Genomic DNA, 18429 nt, shown 5'->3' with positions numbered 1-18429 from the left:
CTGGCTCGCTTCAAAAATGGGAAAGTCGGACATTGCCTAGCCGCTTTTGTTGCAACGGAAAAGGGGCGCATCGTCGATGCGCCCCTTTCGCAATAGGTAAATACCGAAAGTGTGGGGCTTATTTGCCGGCACGGGTCCGGCGGCGCTTGGTGCCCAGGCCAATCTTCTTGGCCAGGTTGCGGCGCTGTTCGGCATAATTGGGGGCAACCATCGGGTAATCGGCCGGCAGGCCCCACTTGGCGCGATAATCGTCCGGGGTCATCTGATAATGGGTCATCAGGTGCCGCTTGAGCATCTTCAGCTTCTTGCCGTCTTCCAGGCAGATGATGAAGTCGGGCTTGATCGATGCGCGCACCGAAACAGCCGGTTCCGGCTTCACTTCGGGGGCGGGCGCCGGGGTCGAAAGACCCGACAGCGCGGTATGAACATTCTGGATCAGTGTCGCAACGTCGGACACAGCAACGCTGTTATTCGAGACGTGCGCAGCGACAATGTCGGAGGTCAGAGTGATGAGCAGTTCGCTCTGTGCCGATTCGTTTTCCATTTTTCTTGTTTCCTGCAAAGGCTTCTATTGTGCGACCCGCCCGAGGAAATGGATTCAGAGCGGTATATCTTGGCTAGACCCTGTAGCCAGGCTTCGCAAGAGAAGATTGCCTTAAACAAGCATGTCGATGCGAAAGCTCAAGGCATCATGAAGCTTGCCATCATTGCCGCGATAGTAACCGGGGCGACGATGTACGTATTCGAAGCCAATATTCTCGTAGAGTTTGACCGCCATGTTCGATGCGCGGACTTCCAGATTCATCGATGTGATGCCGCGGCGACGCGCAAGTGTCAGGCTGTGTCCAAGCAAGGCCCGGCCGATGCCGCGGCCGCGCCATAGCGGATCGACCGCCAGTAGCAGCAATTCGCATTCGTCCAACACCGACCGGATCAGCGCGAAGCCCAGCGGGGCGGCATCGATATGGGCGATGGTGAGCCATGTGCCGGGCATGGTCATGACGCCCGACAATTGGGGCAGGGTCCAGGCCTCGCCGAAGAGCGGGTCGAATGCACGGGTCATGACGTCCATGGCGTCGGCGAGCGCGTTGCGCTCTCCCGCTTCATAGGTATCGAGCGTCAGGCCGGCGGGGATCATGAAGCTGCACGCTCCGCGATCGTCTTGGCATCCGCCGCGCGGCCATAGAGGGGCGAGGAGGAGAGGGGGGGCAGGCCGGCAATCAGGCTGTAGCGGGCGGCCTCTGGGTAGAGCGCGATCGCCGTGCCATCGCCGCGTGCGGTCACCAGCGCCTCGGCGCCGGTGCCGTAAAATTGGGCCATGTCGAGTTGGGTCGCGAGCGTGCTGATGGGGGTGGAGGCGGGCTGGGTCGTGGCAATGCGGCCGTCCGCCTCGAAGACTTGCCAGAATAGTTCGCCATGACCACCCGTAATGGTGACCGCGATCGGCCCATCCCGATGGTCGTCGGCAGCCATCGCGGCGATGAGCGAGAAGGCACTATAGCCATGGAGCGGCACCGACCAGGCGAGCGCCAGCGCGCGGGCGGCAGCGATGCCGATGCGCACGCCGGTGAAGCTGCCCGGACCGACATCGACCGCGATCGCGTCGGCGCGCCCGCCATCAGGCAGCGCGGCGATCGCGGGTAGCAGGGCTTCGGCATGGCCGCGCCCGACGATTTCATGAAAATGGCCGATCGGCCGGCCGTCTTCCAGCAGCGCAACGGACAGCGCCTGCGTGGCGGTGTCGATGACCAATATGCGCAAATTCACTCCCCCGAAGCCACGATGCCGATATGGATATGGCTGCGGTTAATCGATCCGGCGCGATTTGCCAAATCCGGTCATCGCAGGGTCAGACTGCGCGGACTTCCGTCACTTCGGGCACATAATGCTTGAGCAACTGCTCGATGCCGTTCTTGAGCGTGGCGGAGGAGGAGGGGCAGCCGGCGCAGGCCCCCTGCATGCGCAGATAGACCGTGCCCTTGTCGAAGCCGCGATAGATGATGTCGCCACCGTCATTGGCGACAGCCGGGCGCACGCGGGTTTCGATCAGATCCTTGATCTGGTCGACGATCTCGGCATCTTCCGGATCATCGGTGAAGGCCTCTTCCTCGGCCGGGACGCTGAAGCCGGCAGCGCTGCCCGCGGCGAAGAGCGGCATGTTGGCCGAAAAATGGTCGAGCAGGATCGAGAGGATTTCGGGCTTCACATCGCTCCATTCGGCGCCCGGTGCGATCGTGACGGAAATGAAGTCGGCACCGAAGAAGACGCCGGTCACGTCGCCGAGGCCGAACAGCGCGTCGGCCAGCGGCGATGCTTCCGCCTCCTCGGGGGTGGCGAAGTCGCGGGTGCCGGCGGCACCCATTACGGCCTGGCCCGGGAGGAATTTGACGGTCGCCGGATTGGGCGTGAGTTCGGTCTCGATCAGCATAGTCGCTATGTGGCGACGTGCGAGCGCGAGATCAAGTCGGCAAACGGAACTTCCCTTGCCACCGGCCATTGATTGGGAAAGGTCAACCAAGGAGAGCCATGATGAGTGCCGATGAGAATATTCGCGACCGTTTCTGGGCGGATCTGTCGAGCAGTCCCTTCCTGATGGTCGGACTGCAGGGAAGTGGCGCGCACAGCGTGCCGATGACCGCGCAACTCGACCCGGACGCCAATCATTGCTTCTGGTTCTATACGAGCCGGGACAACAGGCTGGCGGCGGGTGGCCCGGCCATGGCGCAGTTCGCGGCCAAGGACCACTATCTGTTCGCCTGCATCAACGGGACGCTGGTGCCGGAAACCGACGAGGCAGTCATCGACCGCTATTGGTCGAAGCAGGTGGAAGCCTGGTATCCGGGCGGACGGCAGGATCCCAACCTGCTGATGCTGCGCCTCGATCTGGGCACGGCGGAAATCTGGCGCGCCGATCTGTCGATAGGTGGCGTATTCAAGATGATGTTTGGCGGCGATGTACGGGCCGAGTTGCAGGACAAGCACGCCGAAATCGCACTATGAAGGTGTGAATATGAAGCGGCGGCTGCGGACAACGGGTCCGTGGCCGCTTGCTTTTCCGGCCGATCTCATTCATATGTGATGCAGCGCAGCATGGCCCGGAAGGCCCTATAGCGATTGGCAGCGTGATCGTCCCGTGCTTTGACAAGTCATGCGGACCGGCCAATGACAGTCTGCGCCAAGCTTGAGGCTTCCCTTTTCACGCGGGTCGTTTCGTAACCCGCCTCGCGCCCTCCCTGCGTCCGCAGGACGAGTTGGCGCCCGGCCGACTTGTGAGTTTTTCATGCAATTCAATGAACTTGGCCTTTCCGAGCCGATCATCAAGGCGCTGACCGCCAAAAATTATGCCCAACCCACGCCAATCCAGCAAAAGGCCATTCCGGTCCTGCTGGAAGGCCGCGACCTGTGCGGCATCGCCCAGACCGGCACCGGCAAGACCGCGGCCTTCGCGCTGCCCAGCCTCGACTATTTTGCGCGCAACCCCAAACCGACTCCGATCAAGGGCTGTCGCATGCTGGTGCTGTCGCCGACCCGCGAACTGGCCGCGCAGATCGCCCAGAGCTTCCGCGACTATGGCCGTTTCATGCGTCTGTCGGTCGAAACCGTGTTTGGCGGCGTGCCGGTCAACAAGCAGATCCGTGCCCTTTCGGCCGGTGTCGACATCGTCGTCGCCACGCCTGGCCGCCTGCTCGACCTGATCGACCAGCGCGCCTTCACCATCAAGGACACGGAAATTTTCGTCCTCGACGAAGCCGACCAGATGATGGACATGGGTTTCATCCACCCGCTCAAGCGCATCGCCAAGCTGTTGCCGCGTGATCGCCAGAACCTGTTCTTCTCGGCCACCATGCCCAAGGAAATCGAGGCGCTGGCTGGCCAGTTCCTCAATGATCCGGTCAAGGTCAGCGTGGCGCCGCAGTCGACCACGGCCGAGCGTGTCCGCCAGCAGCTGACCTTCGTCAACCAGGCGGAGAAGCAGGCACTGCTGCATATCGTGCTGAAGACCGAAGAGATCGACCGCGCGCTGATCTTCACCCGCACCAAGCATGGCGCCGATCGCGTCGTGCGCTTTCTGGAAGGCGCCGGCATCGATGCATTCGCGATCCACGGCAACAAGAGCCAGGGCCAGCGCACCACCGCATTGCAGGCGTTCCGCCAGGGCAAGGTGAAGCTGCTGGTGGCGACCGACATCGCCGCGCGCGGCATCGACGTGTCGGGTGTCAGCCATGTCATCAATTTCGAAATCCCGAACGTGCCGGAACAGTATGTCCACCGCATCGGGCGCACGGCGCGCGCAGGGGCGGATGGCATCGCCATCAGCTTCGTGGCGGATGACGAGCGGCCCTATCTGAAGGCGATTGAACGGGCGACCAAGGTAAAGCCCGAAATCGTGCCGCTGCCGGAGAATTTCCTGGAGGCGGTGCGTAACCTGCCCAAGCCGGCTGCGCCGCGCAAGGGGCCGAGCCAGAGCCCGGCCCAGCAGGCCAAGCGGGCCGAAGGCCAGCGTCGGTATCAGGATGGGCAGAAGGCCCAGCGTGGCGCGCCCGACAAGGCGCATCGTGGCGAAGGCGATGGCGCGAAGAAGCCGTTTCGTCGCCGTCGCGGCGGCGGCGGCAGCGTCGGTGCGCACAAGGGCGCGGTTCAGCGCACCGGCGCGCCGCGCTGATCGCTGATCCCGGGAGGCGCGATGCAGCCGCATCAAGCCCTCCTGGTCTCGTTGCTGTAAGCCATGGATTCCCCCGGGGCCTGATGAGCGATGCTCGTCAGGCCCCGTCCATTTTCCTGCTCCTTCAGTCGACATCACAAGGCAAAGCGGGTGGAAGCCGGGACGTGACCATCATTGTCAGTGGTCATTCAGGAAAATGCCGCTAGGCTCCCCTGCCTATGCGTTTGACCCCCCGCCGTTCGGCCGCTTCGCTCACCATCCTTGCCCTGCTTTTGTCGGGCTCCCCCCTGCCGCTTGCGGCGAAAACCGATCCGGCGATTGCCAGCGGCAAGGTCGCGTCGGGTGGCAGTCAGGCGGATATCCGCCCCTGGCTCTACGAAAATAGCGATGTGCCGATCGATGCGGCCTGGCGCTTTGGTACCCTGTCCAACGGCCTGCGCTATGCCATTCGCCGCAACGGCGTGCCGCCGGGGCAGGTGTCCGTTCGCCTGCGGATCGATGCCGGATCGCTGATGGAGCGGCCCGATGAGCAAGGCTATGCCCATTTCATGGAGCATCTGTCGATGCGCGGGTCGCGCCATGTGCCCGACGGCGAATCGAAGCGCATCTGGCAGCGGCTGGGCGTGACCTTTGGCAGCGACAGCAATGCCGCGACCACGCCGACCGGCACCACCTATGCGCTTGACCTGCCCCAGGCCAATCAGACGAGCCTTGGCGAAAGCCTGAAGATCCTGGCCGGCATGATGACCGATCCCAATATCGTCGACAGTGCGGTTGACGCCGAACGGGCGGTGGTACTGGCCGAACGGCGCGAGAGCGACGGGCCGCAGATGCGGATTTCCGATGCCAGTCGCCAGCATTTCTTTGCCGGCCAGCCGCTTGCCGATCATGCGCCGATCGGCACTGTCGCGACCCTGAACGCGGTGACGGCGGCCAAAGCCGAAGCCTTCCACCAGCGCTGGTATCGCCCTGAAAACACCGTGATCGCGATCGCCGGGGATATCGATCCCGCGCTGGCCGAACAGTTGCTCAAGGATAATTTCGCCAGCTGGCAGGATAGTGGCAAGGGCGCGGAGCAGCCTGATTTCGGCGAGCCCGACGCCAAGGCGCCGGCCACCCGCGTCGTGGTGGAACCCGGCGCGCCGACGGGCCTCACCATGGCCTGGCTGCGCCCGTGGAAGCCGCATGCCGACACTATCGTCTATAATCAGGACAAGCTGACCGACATGCTGGCGTTGCAGATCGTCAGCCGGCGCCTGGAGCAGGCCGCGCGGGCAGGGGGCAGCTTTCTGGCGGCGGGCGTCGACCAGCAGGACATCAGCCGATCGGCCGATGGCACTTTTCTGACCATCACGCCGACCGGCGACAATTGGGAAAAGGCGCTGGCCGATGTGCGCGCGATCATCGAGGATGCCAAGGCCGCGCCGCCGACCCAGCAGGAAATCGATCGCGAATATGCGCAACTCGACACGGCGCTGGCGATTCAGGTTGAAAATGCCGACACGGAAGCCGGCGCCAAGCAGGCGAGCGATCTGGTGAGTGCGGTCGATATCCGCGAAACTACCGTCAGTCCGCAGGCTGCGCTGGATATCTTCCGTTCGGGCAGGCCTGCGATGACGCCGCAGAAGATCCTCGATTCCACCCGTCGGCTGTTCTCCGCCGGCGTGTTCCGCGCGATGCTGATCACTGGCAAGGTCGAGGCGGGGCAGGACCAGAAGCTGGCCGCCGCGCTCGCTGCGCCGGTCAAGGCGGCGACCAATGCCCGTCTGGCCGACAAGGCGGTGACGATGGACGACCTGCCCAAATTCGGCGCGCCCGCGACGGTGGTGTCGCGCACTCCGGTCGCGTTGCAGGGCATGGAGAGCATCACTTTCTCCAACGGCGTCAAGCTGACGCTGTTCGCCAATGATGCCGAGACCGAAAAGGTGCGCATCAATGTCCGCTTCGGCCATGGCCAGCAGGCCTTTTCCCCGACCAATCCCGTCGCAAGCTGGGCTGCGGGCTACGCGCTGGTGGCGAGCGGCATCGGCAAGCTGGGCCAGCGTGAGCTGGATGACCTGACCAACGGTCGTCGCATGGGCATGGATTTTTCGACCGACGATGACGCGTTCGAATTGCAGGCCGTGACCCGTCCGGCGGATTATAAGGATCAACTGCGCCTATTTGCGGCCAAGCTGTACCAGCCCGGCTGGGATCCGGCGCCGATCGCGCGGGTGAAAACCGGCGCGTCGGTGGCCTATGATGCGATGTCGCGGGCGCCCGATAGCGTGCTGGCGCGCGATCTCAACTGGTTGCTGCATGACAAGGATGTGCGGTTCCGCACGCCGTCCAAGGCGGAGATCAACGCGTTGACGCCGCAGAGCTTCCGCCAGACCTGGGAACCGATCCTGGGGTCCGGCCCGATCGAGATCCAGATTTTCGGTCAGGTGAAGGCCGAGGAGGCAATTGAGGCCGCGGCCGCGACTTTTGGCGCGATGCCGGCGCGCCCGGACGTGCCGGTGCCGGCCGCGAACAAGGTGCAGCGTTTCCCCGCCCATGTCGAACAGCCGGTCATCCTGCGCCATGATGGCGACAAGGAACAGGCGGCTGCCGTCATGGCCTGGCCGACATCGGGCGGTTTTGCGCTGACGAAGGAAGCACGCCAGCTCGAAATCCTGACCCAGATCTTCAATGATCGCCTGTTCGACAAGCTGCGCTCGACCGAGGGTGCGGCCTATTCGCCCAGCGTGCAGAATAGCTGGCCCTTCTCCTATGACAGTGGCGGCTACATATTGGTGACGAGCCAGGTGCGGCCCGACCGGGTCAATTATTTCTACAGCGTCGTGAAGGAAACGGCGGCGGATCTGGTCAAGGCACCGATCAGCGCCGACGAATTGCAACGCGCGGTGGTGCCGATGCGTCAGCAACTGATGCGGGCCAGCACCGGCAATGCCTTCTGGATGAGCCAGATGGAGGGGGCAACCCATGACCCCCGGTATATCCAGGCAATGCAGACGATGAGCCAGGATCTGCTCAACCTTACGCCGGCCGATATCCAGTCGCTGGCGACCAAATATCTGGTGCCGGGCAAGAGTTGGTCGGCGGTGGTGCTGCCGCAGGGTATGGCCGCCAAATAGGTGGCAGGATCAGGCGGAGGCAACTTGCATTTCCTCCGCCTGCAAAAATTGCTGATAGAAACGCGCCTATTCCAGATGCATGTTGCGCAGCGTCGATGTGGCGTATCGCGCGACGAACTGGCGGCTGCGGTCGCGCCGCTGCTCGAACTAGGCGCGGCCGAAATTCGCTTCCAGGTCCATGAAATACCTCGCTCGATCGACATGCCAAGGGTCGAGCGGCGAACGGGTTGTGGGCGAAGCGAGGGCTTGCGATGGACGGGGTCGAAACAGTTGGCGGCCTTCCATCTTTGTCCTTGCCGCTGGTCGGCTTTGGCCGCTAGGTCAGGGGCTTGAGGGCAGCGATGATCCGGCCAAGAAGGGCAAGGCAGCGCTGGTCCCAGGGGGATTTACATCGCATGTTGAAGACTGTCCGGGCATCGGCCATGGCCGCCACCATCCTGTTGTCGCTGGCCGCCGCGCCGGCGCTTGCCGCGCAGGTGGTCGTCACCGCGGACCATATGGTCGATGTGCTGGCCGGCAAGACGATCGATTATCCGGCTGTCTTCATCACCGACGGCCGCATCACCGGCATCGCCGATGCCCGGACCGTGCGCTGGGGCAGCGATGTCAAGCATATCGACCTGTCGGGCAAGACCATATTGCCGGGCCTGATCGACATGCATGTCCACCTCACCAGCCTGGCCGAAGTGGGCGGGTATCAAGGGCTGCGTTATACCGACAGTTTCTGGACAGCCGTGGGCGTCAAGAATGCGCGGATCACGCTGAAGGCCGGTTTCACCACGGTGCGCAATGTCGGTTCGGCCGATTTTGCCGATGTGGGCCTGAAGCAGGCTATCGAGGAAAGGCAGATCGTCGGGCCGCGGATCATTCCGGCCGGCTATGCGATCGGCGCGACCGGCGGCCATTGCGATGGCGGCGGCCTGCCACCCTCGATGGATCGCAAGGAGCCGTCGGTGGTCGACAGCCCGCAGGAGGCGCGCGCCAAGGTGCGCTGGCTGCACAAATATGGCGCACGGGTGATCAAGATCTGCGCGACCGGTGGCGTCTTCTCGCTGGGTGATGCGGTCGGCGCGCAGCAACTGAGCCTTGACGAGATGAAGGCGATCGCCGACGAGGCGCATATGCTGGGCCTGAAGGTCGCGGCGCATGCCCATGGCAATGACGGCATCCGCACCGCGATCGAGGCGGGGATCGACACGATCGAACATTGCAGCCTGGCGGATGACGAGACGATCAAGCTGGCGGCGAGCAGCAAGACCTGGTTCGACATGGATATCTATAATGACGATTATATCCTGGCGACCGGCACGGCCAATGGCACCGAACAGGAGAGCCTGGACAAGGAAAAGCTGATCGGGCGTCTCCAGCGGGAAACCTTTCGCAAGGCGGTGAAGGCGGGCGTGCCGATGTTGTTCGGCACCGATGCCGGCGTCTATCCCCATGGCGACAATGGCAAGCAGTTCGCCAAGATGGTCGAATGGGGCATGACGCCGATGCAGGCGATCCAGGCGGCGACCGTCAGCGGTGCCAGGGCGTTGGGCTGGGAAGCCGACGTCGGCGCGATCGCGGTCGGCCGCTATGGCGACATCGTCGCGGTGCAGGGCGATCCGCTCAAGGACGTGACCTTGCTGGAGCATGTGAGTGACGTGGTGAAGGGCGGCGAACTGGTCGAATGAGCGTGAAGGTCATCTTGTCGGTCGAGGCGCTGGAGCCGCGCCTGTCCGGTATCGGTCGCTATAGTTGGGAACTGGCGCAGCGCATCGGTGATGCGCCTGAGGTGGATGGTGTCCGCTTCTATCGCAATGGCGAATGGATCGCTGACCCGACAAAGCTGCTGGAAGAGCCCGTCACGCCCAAGCAGCGGCACAAGGTCCATCGCTGGCTGCGCAAGCGCACCACTGGCTTGCGCAAGTGGGGACGGGACATGCGCGATGCGGCCGTCATGCGGTCGCATCTGTTCCATGGGCCTAATTATTTCCTGCCGGCGGCAGCCGAGGGGGGCGTCATCACCGTCCATGACCTGTCGGTCTTCCGTTATCCCGAAACCCATCCAGCGGCGCGATTGCAGCAGTTCGAACGGAATTTCGCGGCATCGATTGCCCGCGCGGCCCATATCATCACCGACAGTGCGACCACGCGGGACGAGGTGATCGATTTTCTCTCGCTTTCGCCCGCGCAGGTCACCGCGGTGCCATTGGCGGCCAGCCCGGCCTTCATGCCGCGTGATGCTGCCCAATTGCAGCCGGCGCTCGCGCGCTATGATCTGGCACCACAAGGCTATGCCCTGTGCGTGTCGACGGTGGAGCCGCGCAAGCGCATCCCGCAGTTGTTGCAGGCATGGGAAATGCTGCCCTCGTCGGTGCGCGGCCGTTGGCCGTTGATGGTGACGGGCGGGGCCGGTTGGCTGAGTGACGATGTTCAGGCGCTAATGGCGCGTGGCGCCCGCGAGGGCTGGGTGCGCTATCTCGGCTTCGTACCGGAGGAGGATCTGCCGCTGCTTTATGCTGGTGCGGCGCTGTTCGTCTATCCGTCCGTTTATGAAGGCTTTGGCCTGCCGCCGGTCGAGGCCATGGCGAGTGGGGTGCCGACCGTCGTCGCCAATGCCTCCTGCCTGCCCGAAGTGACGGGTGGCGCGGCCATGCTGGTCGAGCCGGAGGATATCGACGATTTCGCGCATCGGCTGGAGCGGGCTCTGGTCGATGCCGAATGGCGGACGCGAGCGCGTGATGCCGGACTGGCCGTCGCCGGCGGCTATAGCTGGGATCGGTGCGCGCGTGAAACGGTAGCGCTTTATGGCCAGGTGGCAGGCGGTTAACGCACCGCTTTCAATCCGGCGACGATCATCTGGGCGGCGCGCCGGGCTGATGCTTCCGGGCTGAGGTTGGGACGCGACAGGCTGCGATGGCCCAGGCCGAACATGCAGGCCAGGATCATCTCCTCTGCGCCATCCAGCGCCTCGCCTGACAGGTCAGGGTTGGCGGCGCAGGCAAAGTCACGAATATCGTCGCGGAAGCGGCCGCACATGGTGCCGATCATTTCCCCGACCGTCGGATTGCGGAAGCTTTCGGCCAGGATGTCGAAGGAGAGCGCCTCATCCTTTTCGTCAATGACGTGCAGCATCAGTTGCTCGAACGTATCGTCGATGCTCAACTCGCCACTGTCGAGCCGTTTGCGCAGGATATCGACATCCTCCGCCCACTGATCGGCGTCGGCGTGGACGATGGCCTCAATGATATCTTCCTTTCCTTTGAAAAGTCGATATATTTGCCCCACTGATACCTGTGCGGCGGAAGCGAGTTCGGCCATGGACGTCTGGTGGAAACCATGGCTGTTGAACAGGTCTCGCGCCGCTGCAAGAACACGGTCGCGACTGCTTTTTTCATGCTGCGCTGCAACCATTTTACCCTCGGAAATTTGTTTTTCTCTTGAATTCCCTCTGACAGCTTCTTAGGTGCGCGGCAAGCGGAATGAACGTTCATTCCGGTCCTGCGATATTTATCGGATTGGGAAAATCGATGCAAAAGGGGAACTTGTTCGGATTGCTGGCCTGCGTTTCGGCCCTCGCGCTGAGCGCTTGCGGTCAGGAAGCACCGCCCGCACCGCCGCCGCCCAGCGTGGGCGTGGTGACGCTCAAGACCGAGTCGGCGCCGTTGCTCAACGAGCTTCCGGGCCGTATCTCGGCCTTCGAAACGGCCGAAGTCCGGCCGCAGATCAGCGGCATCATCCGCCGTCGCCTGTTTACCGAGGGCGGCAACGTCCAGGCCGGGCAGATGCTCTACGAGATTGACGACGCGCCCTATCGGGCTGCCCTCGCTCAGGCGCAGGGTTCGCTGGCCAATGCCCAGGCGGCGATCCGCTCGACCGGGCTGCAGGCGCAGCGCTACAAGGATCTGGTCGGCATCAACGCGGTGTCGAAGCAGGAATATGACGATGCCGCAGCGGCTGCCCAGCAGGCGCGCGCCAATGTTGCGGCGCAGCAGGGTGCGGTCCAGGCCGCGCAGGTGAACCAGAATTTCACCCGCATCCGCGCACCTATCTCCGGTCGTATCGGCCGCTCGCTCCAGACTCCCGGCGCGCTGGTCCAGACCGGCCAGACCGAGGCACTGACGACGATCCAGCGCACCGACCGTGTCTATGTTGATGTCACCCAGTCGGCGGCGCAGATCATCGACCTCAAGCAGGCGATGAAGGCCGGCGGCATCAGCGAGGCGCAGGGTGCCCGCATTCAGCTGATCCTGCCCAATGGCAGCATCTATCCGGTCGAAGGCCGGTTGGAATTTGCGGACGTCACGGTGGATTCCAGCTCGGGCGCGGTCACGCTGCGTGCGATTTTCCCCAATCCCGATGGCCTGCTGCTGCCGGGCATGTATGTCCGCGCCAAGCTGATCGAAGGCGAACGCACCCAGGCGATCCTGGCGCCGCAGCAGGGCATTTCGCGCGATGCGCGCGGCCGCGCTACGGCGATGGTCGTGGGCAAGGACAACAAGGTCGAGATGCGCCAGGTCACCGTCGACCGCGCGATCGGCGACAAATGGATCGTCACCAGCGGGCTGAAGCCCGGCGACAAGTTGATCGTGGAGGGGCTGGTCAATCTGCGCCCCGGCACGGTGGTTAAGCCCGGCGCCCCGCAGCAGGTCACCGCGCCCGAAGGTAGCGCGGCTGCGCAGGGTGGCGCGAAGGCGGCTGCCGGATCGAACGCAGGCGAGGCGCACTAAGTCATGGCCCGCTATTTTATCGACAGGCCCATCTTTGCATGGGTCATCGCCATCGTCATCATGCTTGCGGGTTTGCTCGCGGTCCGGTCGCTGCCGGTCGCGCAGTTCCCGGAAATCGCCCCGCCGGCAGTGACGATCCAGACCACCTATCCCGGTGCCAACGCCCAGACGCTGGAAAGCACGACGACGCAGATCATCGAGCAGCAGCTCAAGGGCATCGACAATCTGCGCTATTTCGCGTCCACCAGCGATGGTTCGGGCAATCTTAGCATCACCCTGACCTTCGAGCAGGGCACCGACCCTGACATCGCGCAGGTGCAGGTGCAGAACAAGCTGTCGCAGGCGACCCCCTTGTTGCCGCAGGAAGTGCAGCAGCAGGGCCTGCGCGTCGGCAAGTCCACGTCCAGCTTCCTGCTGATCATGGCCGCCTATTCGGACGACGGCATCCATGACCAGGAGGATGCTGCGGACTTCATCGCGTCGAGCCTTCAGGATCCGTTGAGCCGCGTGACCGGCGTCGGCGATACCCAGTTGTTCGGTTCGCAATATGCGATGCGCATCTGGCTCGACCCCTACAAGATGGCCAATCTGGGCGTGACCACCGGTGACGTGAAGTCGGCGATCACCGCGCAGAACGCCCAGGTGTCGGCCGGCCAGATCGGTGGCTCGCCCTCGCCCAAGGGGCAGGCGCTCAACGCCACCGTCACCGCCCAGTCGCGCCTGCGCACGCCCGAAGAATTCAGCAATATCCGCCTGCGCAGCAACAGCGACGGCTCGGTCGTGCTGATGAAGGACGTTGCCAAGGTTGAACTGGGCGCGGAAACCTATGGTTTCGGGGTGAAGTTCAACGGCCATCCGGCCTCGGGCTTCGGCATCAAGCTGGCGCCGGGTGCGAATGCGCTCGACACGGTGGAAGCCGTGAAGGCGCGCGTGGACCAACTGTCGAAGAATTTTCCGAGCTGGGTCAAATATGACTTCCCGGTCGACAACTCGACCTTCGTCAAGCTGTCGGTGGAACAGGTGGTTCATACCCTGTTCGAAGCCGTGCTGCTGGTGTTCGTGGTCATGTTCCTGTTTCTGCAGAACTGGCGTGCGACGCTGATCCCCACCATCGCGGTGCCGGTGGTGTTGCTGGGCGCGCTTGCGATCCTCAGCGCGGCGGGCTTCACCATCAATACCCTGACGCTGTTCGGCATGGTGCTGGCGATCGGCCTGCTGGTCGACGACGCGATCGTCGTCGTCGAGAATGTCGAGCGTCTGATCCAGGATGAGGGGCTAAGCCCCAAGGAAGCAGCCAAGAAGTCGATGGACGAGATCAGCGGCGCGCTGATCGGCATCGGCCTGGTGCTGTCGGCGGTGTTCCTGCCCATGGCCTTCTTCGGCGGCTCGACCGGCGTCATCTTCCGCCAGTTCTCGATCACCATCGTGTCGTCGATGATCCTGTCGGTGCTGGTCGCGTTGATCCTGACCCCGGCGCTGTGCGCCACCATCCTGAAGCCCGCTTCGCACGGGCATAGCTGGAACGGGCCGATCGGTTCTGTCCTGGGCCGCTTCTTCGACTGGTTCAACCGGACCTTCGACAAGGGGGTCGTGCGCTATGGCGCGGGCGTCGAGAAGGTCGAGCGCAGCTGGGTTCGCACCATGCTGATCTATGGTCTGGTCGTGGTCGGCATGGCTTTCATCTTCCTGCGGCTGCCCAGCGGCTTCCTGCCGGACGAGGATCAGGGCATCATCATCAACCAGGTGTCGCTGCCTGCGGGTACGACGCTGGAAGAGACCGAACGGGCGTTGGCCCGGATGCGCGACCACTATCTGGTGGATGAAAAGGCCAATGTTTCGGCTGTCTTCACCGTCGCGGGCTTCGGCTTCGTCGGTCAGGGCCAGAATGTCGGCATCGTCTTTGCCCGCATGAAGGATTGGCACGAGCGCACGAGTGCCGACAGCCGCGTGCCCGCGATTGCCCTGCGCGCCAATATGGCGTTCCAGAAGATTTCTTCGGGCATGGCCTTCGCCTTCGTGCCGCCGGCGGTGCAGGAACTGGGCAACGCGTCCGGCTTCGACTTCCAGCTGCTCGATCAGGCCAATCTGGGTCATGAGAAACTGCTGGAAGCCCGTAACCAACTGCTGGGCATGGCGATGGGCGACAAGCGCCTGGCGCAGGTCCGTCCCAATGGTCTGGAAGATACGCCACAGTTGAAGCTCAACGTCGATCAGGCAGCGGCCGGTGCGCTGGGCATCGCCCAGTCGGACGTCAATGATACGATCAGCACCAATCTGGGCGGATCCTATATCAACGACTTCATCGACCGCGACCGCGTGAAGCGTGTCTATGTCCAGGCCGATGCGCCCTTCCGGACCTCGGCCGATGCGATCAACGCCTATCATGTGCGTGGCAGCACGGGCGTGATGGCACCGCTCTCCGCCTTCTCCACCACGGAATGGGTCCAGGGTCCGGCCCGTCTGGAGCGCTATAATGGCGTGCCGTCGATGAACATCCAGGGCGCCCCGGCGCCCGGCGTGTCCAGCGGCACCGCGATGAAGGCGATGGAGGAGTTCGCGGCCAAGCTGCCGGCCGGTATCGGCTATGCCTGGAACGGCATTTCCTATGAGGAACAGACCTCCGGTGGTCAGGCGCCCTATGTCTATGCGCTCTCGATGCTGATCGTCTTCCTCTGCCTGGCTGCGCTCTATGAAAGCTGGTCGGTGCCGATCGCGGTCATGCTGGTCGTGCCGCTGGGCGTGCTCGGCGCGGTGATCGCGGCGACGCTGGCGGGTCTCAACAACGACATCTATCTGCAGGTGGGTCTGATCACGACCATCGGCGTGTCGGCCAAGAACGCGATCCTGATCGTGGAATTTGCCGAAGAGAAGATGCGGGAAGGGCTGTCGCCCGCCAAGGCGGCACTGGAAGCGGGCAAGCTGCGTCTGCGGCCGATCCTGATGACCAGCTTCGCCTTCATCTTCGGCGTGCTGCCGCTGGCCGTGTCCAAGGGCGCGGGTGCGGGTGGCCAGAACGCCATCGGCTGGGCCGTGGTCGGCGGCATGCTGTCTGCCACCGTCCTCGCCATCTTCTTCGTGCCGGTCTTCTTCACCGTGGTGAAGCGGTTGTTCCGCGAACATCATGAAGGGGAAGAACAGCGAAACGCCGACGGCGAAACGCCGAACGCACCGCAGGAGGCATAAGAATGTTGCGTAATATCAAAGCAATGTCGGTCGCCTCTCTGGCGCTGACGCTGGCCGCCTGTGACATGGCGCCCAAATATGCCCGCCCCGAACTGCCGGTGCCGCAGGCCAGCCCCCAGGGGCCGGCCTATGCGGCCGCGGCGGACGGCGGCGCGGCGATCGTGCCGGCCGACACCGCCTGGCGCGATTTCTTCACCGACCCGCGTCTGGTGCGGGTGATCGAGACCAGCCTGGCCAATAATCGCGACCTGCGCATTGCGATCGCCAATGTCGAACAGGCGCGGGCGCAGTATAAGGTGCAACGGGCCGATCTGCTGCCGACCGTCGGAGCGACCGGCACGGCGACCTATTCGGAACAGCCGCTGGTCCAGTTCGGCCAGAGCCAGCGCCTCAACACCGACGTCTATCAGGCGCAGGTCGGCATCTCGTCCTGGGAAATCGACCTGTTCGGCCGGGTGCGCAACCTGACCAAGGCGGCGCAGGAGCAATATTTCGCCTCGGTCGAAAACCGTAATGCGGCCCAGACCGCATTGGTAGCGGAAGTGGCGACGGCATGGGTGAACATGGCCGCCGATCAGGAATTGCTGTCGATCTCGCGCACGCTGGCGACCGCGTTCAAGGAGACGCTGGACCTCAACCAGGCGCGCTTCGACAAGGGCATCGCCTCCGAACTGGAAGTGCGTGAGGCACAGACCAGCTATGACCAGGCGCGCGCCGCCATTGCCAGCGCCACCACGCTGGTTGTGCAGGACCAGAATGCACTGAACCTGCTGGCGGGCACGACGCTTGGCAGCGATGATCTGCCGTCGGCGCTGCCGGAAGGGCATGTCACGCTCGACAATCTGCCGGCGGAACTGCCCTCGACCCTGTTGCTGCGCCGGCCCGACATCGCGTCGGCCGAGCATCAACTGATCGCGGCCAATGCCAATATCGGCGCGGCACGGGCGGCCTTCTTCCCGCAGTTGTCGCTGACGGCCGCGCTGGGCACGGTCAGCCTTGGCCTGTCCGGCCTGTTCAAATCGGGCAGCGACACCTGGTCGGTGGCGCCCAGCGCCACCCTGCCGATCTTCGACTTCGGCCGGAACAAGGGCAATCTGCGCTACGCCAGGGCGACCTATGACGCGATGCTCGCCACTTATGAAAAGAGCGTGCAGACCGGCTTCCGCGAGGTCGCCGATGGGCTCGCGCGGCGCGGTACGATGACCGATCAGGTCGAGGCGCAGACCTCGCAGCGCGATGCCGCCCGCAAGGCCTATGACCTGACGCAGGCTCGCTTCCGTGCGGGTGTCGACGGCTTCCTGCCGACCCTGGTGTCGCAGCGGACCCTGTCGACCGCGGAGCAGAGCCTGGTGACGACGCGCCTGGCGCGGCTCACCAACATGATCGAACTGTATCGTGCCATGGGTGGCGGCCTGAAATGATGCGGCCTGCCGCTTGCGGGCTTTGACCGCAAGCGGCAGGAAGCGGGGGCGGGGATCATCGCCTATCTCCAGCGATGACGCATGGAGGATGACGATGACCCTGGCCTGTATGACGATGACGTCGCCGGTGGGCGACCTGACGCTGGTCGCGAGTGACGAAGGACTGATGGCGGTCCTGTGGCCCGACGATGATCCCGCCCGCGTCCGCCTGGGCACCCGGTCCGAAACAACCGACCATCCGGTGTTGCGCGACACGGCCTCCCAGCTATCGGAATATTTCGCCGGCCAGCGGCAGCATTTCTCCGTCCCGCTGCATTTCCAGGGCACGGATTTCCAGCGCCAGGTCTGGGCTGCGCTGCTCGATATCCCGTTCGGCGAAACGCGCAGCTATGCCGACATCGCCCGCGCCATCGGCCGCCCGACCGCGACCCGCGCCGTCGGCGCCGCCAATGGCCGCAACCCGATCTCGATCATCGCGCCCTGTCACCGGGTGGTCGGTAGCAACGGTGCGCTCACCGGCTTTGCCGGCGGCGTCGAGACCAAGAAATATCTGCTCGATCTGGAGCAGGGTGGGGACGATCTTTTTTCGTTTGCGCCAGCGCCGTTTGTCGACGCCGGAGCGGGATAGTGCCAGACCAGCCTCATGTCATTGCGCGTCGATCGCCCTATGACACTGGGCGCTAGGGCCAATCGACATTCAGCCCTGACGGCCTGCAAATGGCGGTTCTCCGCGCTTCCGGTGCTCACGTACTTTAAGTACGCTGCGCTCCGGGTCACGGAAAACCACCATTTTCGTCACGTCATCATCTGAATGTCGATCGCCCCTAGTGCATCATGCCGAAGCTGGCCTTCAAAAAGAGGCCGAGGATTAGATTATTTTCATCGGATGCGTAGCCGATCTTGAAGCCGGGCAGGACGGGCGATTTTGCCGTGGGTACGAAATAGATCGGTAGTTCTGCACCAAAATCATCATTCAGGCTGTCATAGGTGAATTTGGGCGAATAGGCGATATTTGCCCCGAAAATGCTGAGGCCCGTCGCGCGCCGATATTCGATGGAGAGGTTCAGCGAATCCCCGCGATCGGGGCCTTTCGGAGCCGCCTTGGCGCAATCCTTGTCCGGATCGGTCACGACGGCTTTGCACAGGATCTGCTCTTCCGCCGCTTCATAGCTGGACTGATAGTCTATGCCGAAACTCACCATACTCCTGCGATCGCTGGGGTAGAAGGCGAGAAAACGTTAGCGTCCGCGCTCGTGGTGTAATTTCCGGTGTAGATTGAGGCGATCGCATGGGTGGGGCATGCCCCACCCATGCGAATTCGATCTCGGTGG

At 63.6% G+C, this 18429-nt stretch carries 15 protein-coding genes; 9 read left to right on the top strand and 6 right to left on the bottom strand.

Translation table 11 applies throughout. The features are described 5' to 3' along the window. Nucleotides 1–118 precede the first annotated feature (118 nt). The 4 genes from GGQ90_RS14045 to GGQ90_RS14030 all read right to left on the bottom strand — a co-directional run bounded on the left by GGQ90_RS14045 (nucleotide 119) and on the right by GGQ90_RS14030 (nucleotide 2428). Entirely contained in the window at nucleotides 119–544 is a 426-nt protein-coding gene (locus tag GGQ90_RS14045; protein ID WP_188082714.1) for a Ros/MucR family transcriptional regulator, read from the bottom strand. Between the two features lie 111 nt (nucleotides 545–655). Then, complete coding sequence (locus GGQ90_RS14040; protein ID WP_188082713.1) at nucleotides 656–1138, bottom strand: GNAT family N-acetyltransferase; 483 nt, start codon at nucleotides 1136–1138, stop codon at nucleotides 656–658. Further along, nucleotides 1135–1761, bottom strand: a complete 627-nt coding sequence (gene tsaB, locus GGQ90_RS14035; protein ID WP_188082712.1) for a tRNA (adenosine(37)-N6)-threonylcarbamoyltransferase complex dimerization subunit type 1 TsaB — start codon at nucleotides 1759–1761, stop codon at nucleotides 1135–1137. Before tsaB ends, GGQ90_RS14040 begins: the two co-directional genes overlap by 4 nt. An 88-nt stretch (nucleotides 1762–1849) precedes the next feature. After that, complete coding sequence (locus tag GGQ90_RS14030; RefSeq protein WP_188082711.1) at nucleotides 1850–2428, bottom strand: NifU family protein; 579 nt, start codon at nucleotides 2426–2428, stop codon at nucleotides 1850–1852. A gap of 101 nt (nucleotides 2429–2529) precedes the next feature. Between GGQ90_RS14030 and GGQ90_RS14025 the strand changes: the two genes are divergently transcribed. The 5 genes from GGQ90_RS14025 to GGQ90_RS14005 all read left to right on the top strand — a co-directional run bounded on the left by GGQ90_RS14025 (nucleotide 2530) and on the right by GGQ90_RS14005 (nucleotide 10594). Continuing rightward, complete coding sequence (locus GGQ90_RS14025) at nucleotides 2530–3000, top strand: pyridoxamine 5'-phosphate oxidase family protein (RefSeq protein WP_188082879.1); 471 nt, start codon at nucleotides 2530–2532, stop codon at nucleotides 2998–3000. A gap of 280 nt (nucleotides 3001–3280) precedes the next feature. Further along, nucleotides 3281–4663, top strand: coding sequence for a DEAD/DEAH box helicase (locus tag GGQ90_RS14020; protein ID WP_188082710.1), 1383 nt, complete (start codon nucleotides 3281–3283; stop codon nucleotides 4661–4663). Between the two features lie 218 nt (nucleotides 4664–4881). Further along, on the top strand, nucleotides 4882–7779 hold the full coding sequence (locus tag GGQ90_RS14015; RefSeq protein ID WP_188082709.1) for a M16 family metallopeptidase: 2898 nt from the start codon (nucleotides 4882–4884) through the stop codon (nucleotides 7777–7779). A gap of 395 nt (nucleotides 7780–8174) precedes the next feature. Beyond that, nucleotides 8175–9455, top strand: a complete 1281-nt coding sequence (locus tag GGQ90_RS14010; protein WP_188082708.1) for a Xaa-Pro dipeptidase — start codon at nucleotides 8175–8177, stop codon at nucleotides 9453–9455. Then, nucleotides 9452–10594 carry a glycosyltransferase family 4 protein gene (locus GGQ90_RS14005; RefSeq protein ID WP_188082707.1) on the top strand — a complete coding sequence of 381 codons (1143 nt, stop codon included), beginning with the start codon at nucleotides 9452–9454 and terminating at the stop codon, nucleotides 10592–10594. Before GGQ90_RS14010 ends, GGQ90_RS14005 begins: the two co-directional genes overlap by 4 nt. On the opposite strand, the gene GGQ90_RS14000 is transcribed toward GGQ90_RS14005, so the two are convergent. Beyond that, entirely contained in the window at nucleotides 10591–11178 is a 588-nt protein-coding gene (locus tag GGQ90_RS14000) for a TetR/AcrR family transcriptional regulator (protein WP_188082706.1), read from the bottom strand. The two genes, GGQ90_RS14005 and GGQ90_RS14000, sit on opposite strands and share 4 nt — an antisense overlap. A 116-nt stretch (nucleotides 11179–11294) precedes the next feature. On the opposite strand from GGQ90_RS14000, the gene GGQ90_RS13995 reads away from it, so the two are divergent. From GGQ90_RS13995 to GGQ90_RS13980, 4 genes are all read left to right on the top strand, one after another. Next, nucleotides 11295–12494, top strand: coding sequence for an efflux RND transporter periplasmic adaptor subunit (locus tag GGQ90_RS13995; RefSeq protein ID WP_188082705.1), 1200 nt, complete (start codon nucleotides 11295–11297; stop codon nucleotides 12492–12494). Between the two features lie 3 nt (nucleotides 12495–12497). Then, on the top strand, nucleotides 12498–15677 hold the full coding sequence (locus tag GGQ90_RS13990) for an efflux RND transporter permease subunit (protein WP_188082704.1): 3180 nt from the start codon (nucleotides 12498–12500) through the stop codon (nucleotides 15675–15677). Nucleotides 15678–15679: 2 nt separating this feature from the next. Beyond that, entirely contained in the window at nucleotides 15680–17098 is a 1419-nt protein-coding gene (locus GGQ90_RS13985; protein WP_188082703.1) for an efflux transporter outer membrane subunit, read from the top strand. Between the two features lie 94 nt (nucleotides 17099–17192). Next, the gene (locus GGQ90_RS13980; RefSeq protein WP_188082702.1) at nucleotides 17193–17726 is read left to right on the top strand and encodes a methylated-DNA--[protein]-cysteine S-methyltransferase; all 534 of its coding nucleotides are present in this window, start codon (nucleotides 17193–17195) and stop codon (nucleotides 17724–17726) included. 196 nt (nucleotides 17727–17922) lie between these two features. Here the strand turns inward: GGQ90_RS13980 and GGQ90_RS13975 are convergent, their stop codons facing one another. Beyond that, nucleotides 17923–18300, bottom strand: a complete 378-nt coding sequence (locus tag GGQ90_RS13975; protein WP_188082701.1) for a hypothetical protein — start codon at nucleotides 18298–18300, stop codon at nucleotides 17923–17925. Nucleotides 18301–18429: the final 129 nt, after the last annotated feature.

Source organism: Sphingobium scionense (assembly GCF_014197035.1).
In the GTDB taxonomy this organism is placed as follows: domain Bacteria; phylum Pseudomonadota; class Alphaproteobacteria; order Sphingomonadales; family Sphingomonadaceae; genus Sphingobium; species Sphingobium scionense.
The sequence above is the reverse complement of the archived record's forward strand: the minus strand, read 5'-3'. Positions and strand labels throughout refer to the sequence as shown.

Bases quoted from the DNA above. Each gene is read 5' to 3' on its own strand.
- GGQ90_RS13975 (WP_188082701.1), bottom strand. From the start codon at position 18,300: ATGGTGAGTTTCGGCATAGACTATCAGTCCAGCTATGAAGCGGCGGAA.
- GGQ90_RS14030 (WP_188082711.1), bottom strand. From the start codon at position 2,428: ATGCTGATCGAGACCGAACTCACGCCCAATCCGGCGACCGTCAAATTC.
- GGQ90_RS14010 (WP_188082708.1), top strand. From the start codon at position 8,175: ATGTTGAAGACTGTCCGGGCATCGGCCATGGCCGCCACCATCCTGTTG.
- GGQ90_RS13990 (WP_188082704.1), top strand. From the start codon at position 12,498: ATGGCCCGCTATTTTATCGACAGGCCCATCTTTGCATGGGTCATCGCC.
- GGQ90_RS13980 (WP_188082702.1), top strand. From the start codon at position 17,193: ATGACCCTGGCCTGTATGACGATGACGTCGCCGGTGGGCGACCTGACG.
- GGQ90_RS14005 (WP_188082707.1), top strand. From the start codon at position 9,452: ATGAGCGTGAAGGTCATCTTGTCGGTCGAGGCGCTGGAGCCGCGCCTG.
- GGQ90_RS13985 (WP_188082703.1), top strand. From the start codon at position 15,680: ATGTTGCGTAATATCAAAGCAATGTCGGTCGCCTCTCTGGCGCTGACG.
- GGQ90_RS13995 (WP_188082705.1), top strand. From the start codon at position 11,295: ATGCAAAAGGGGAACTTGTTCGGATTGCTGGCCTGCGTTTCGGCCCTC.
- GGQ90_RS14040 (WP_188082713.1), bottom strand. From the start codon at position 1,138: ATGATCCCCGCCGGCCTGACGCTCGATACCTATGAAGCGGGAGAGCGC.
- GGQ90_RS14000 (WP_188082706.1), bottom strand. From the start codon at position 11,178: ATGGTTGCAGCGCAGCATGAAAAAAGCAGTCGCGACCGTGTTCTTGCA.
- GGQ90_RS14015 (WP_188082709.1), top strand. From the start codon at position 4,882: ATGCGTTTGACCCCCCGCCGTTCGGCCGCTTCGCTCACCATCCTTGCC.
- GGQ90_RS14025 (WP_188082879.1), top strand. From the start codon at position 2,530: ATGAGTGCCGATGAGAATATTCGCGACCGTTTCTGGGCGGATCTGTCG.
- GGQ90_RS14020 (WP_188082710.1), top strand. From the start codon at position 3,281: ATGCAATTCAATGAACTTGGCCTTTCCGAGCCGATCATCAAGGCGCTG.
- GGQ90_RS14045 (WP_188082714.1), bottom strand. From the start codon at position 544: ATGGAAAACGAATCGGCACAGAGCGAACTGCTCATCACTCTGACCTCC.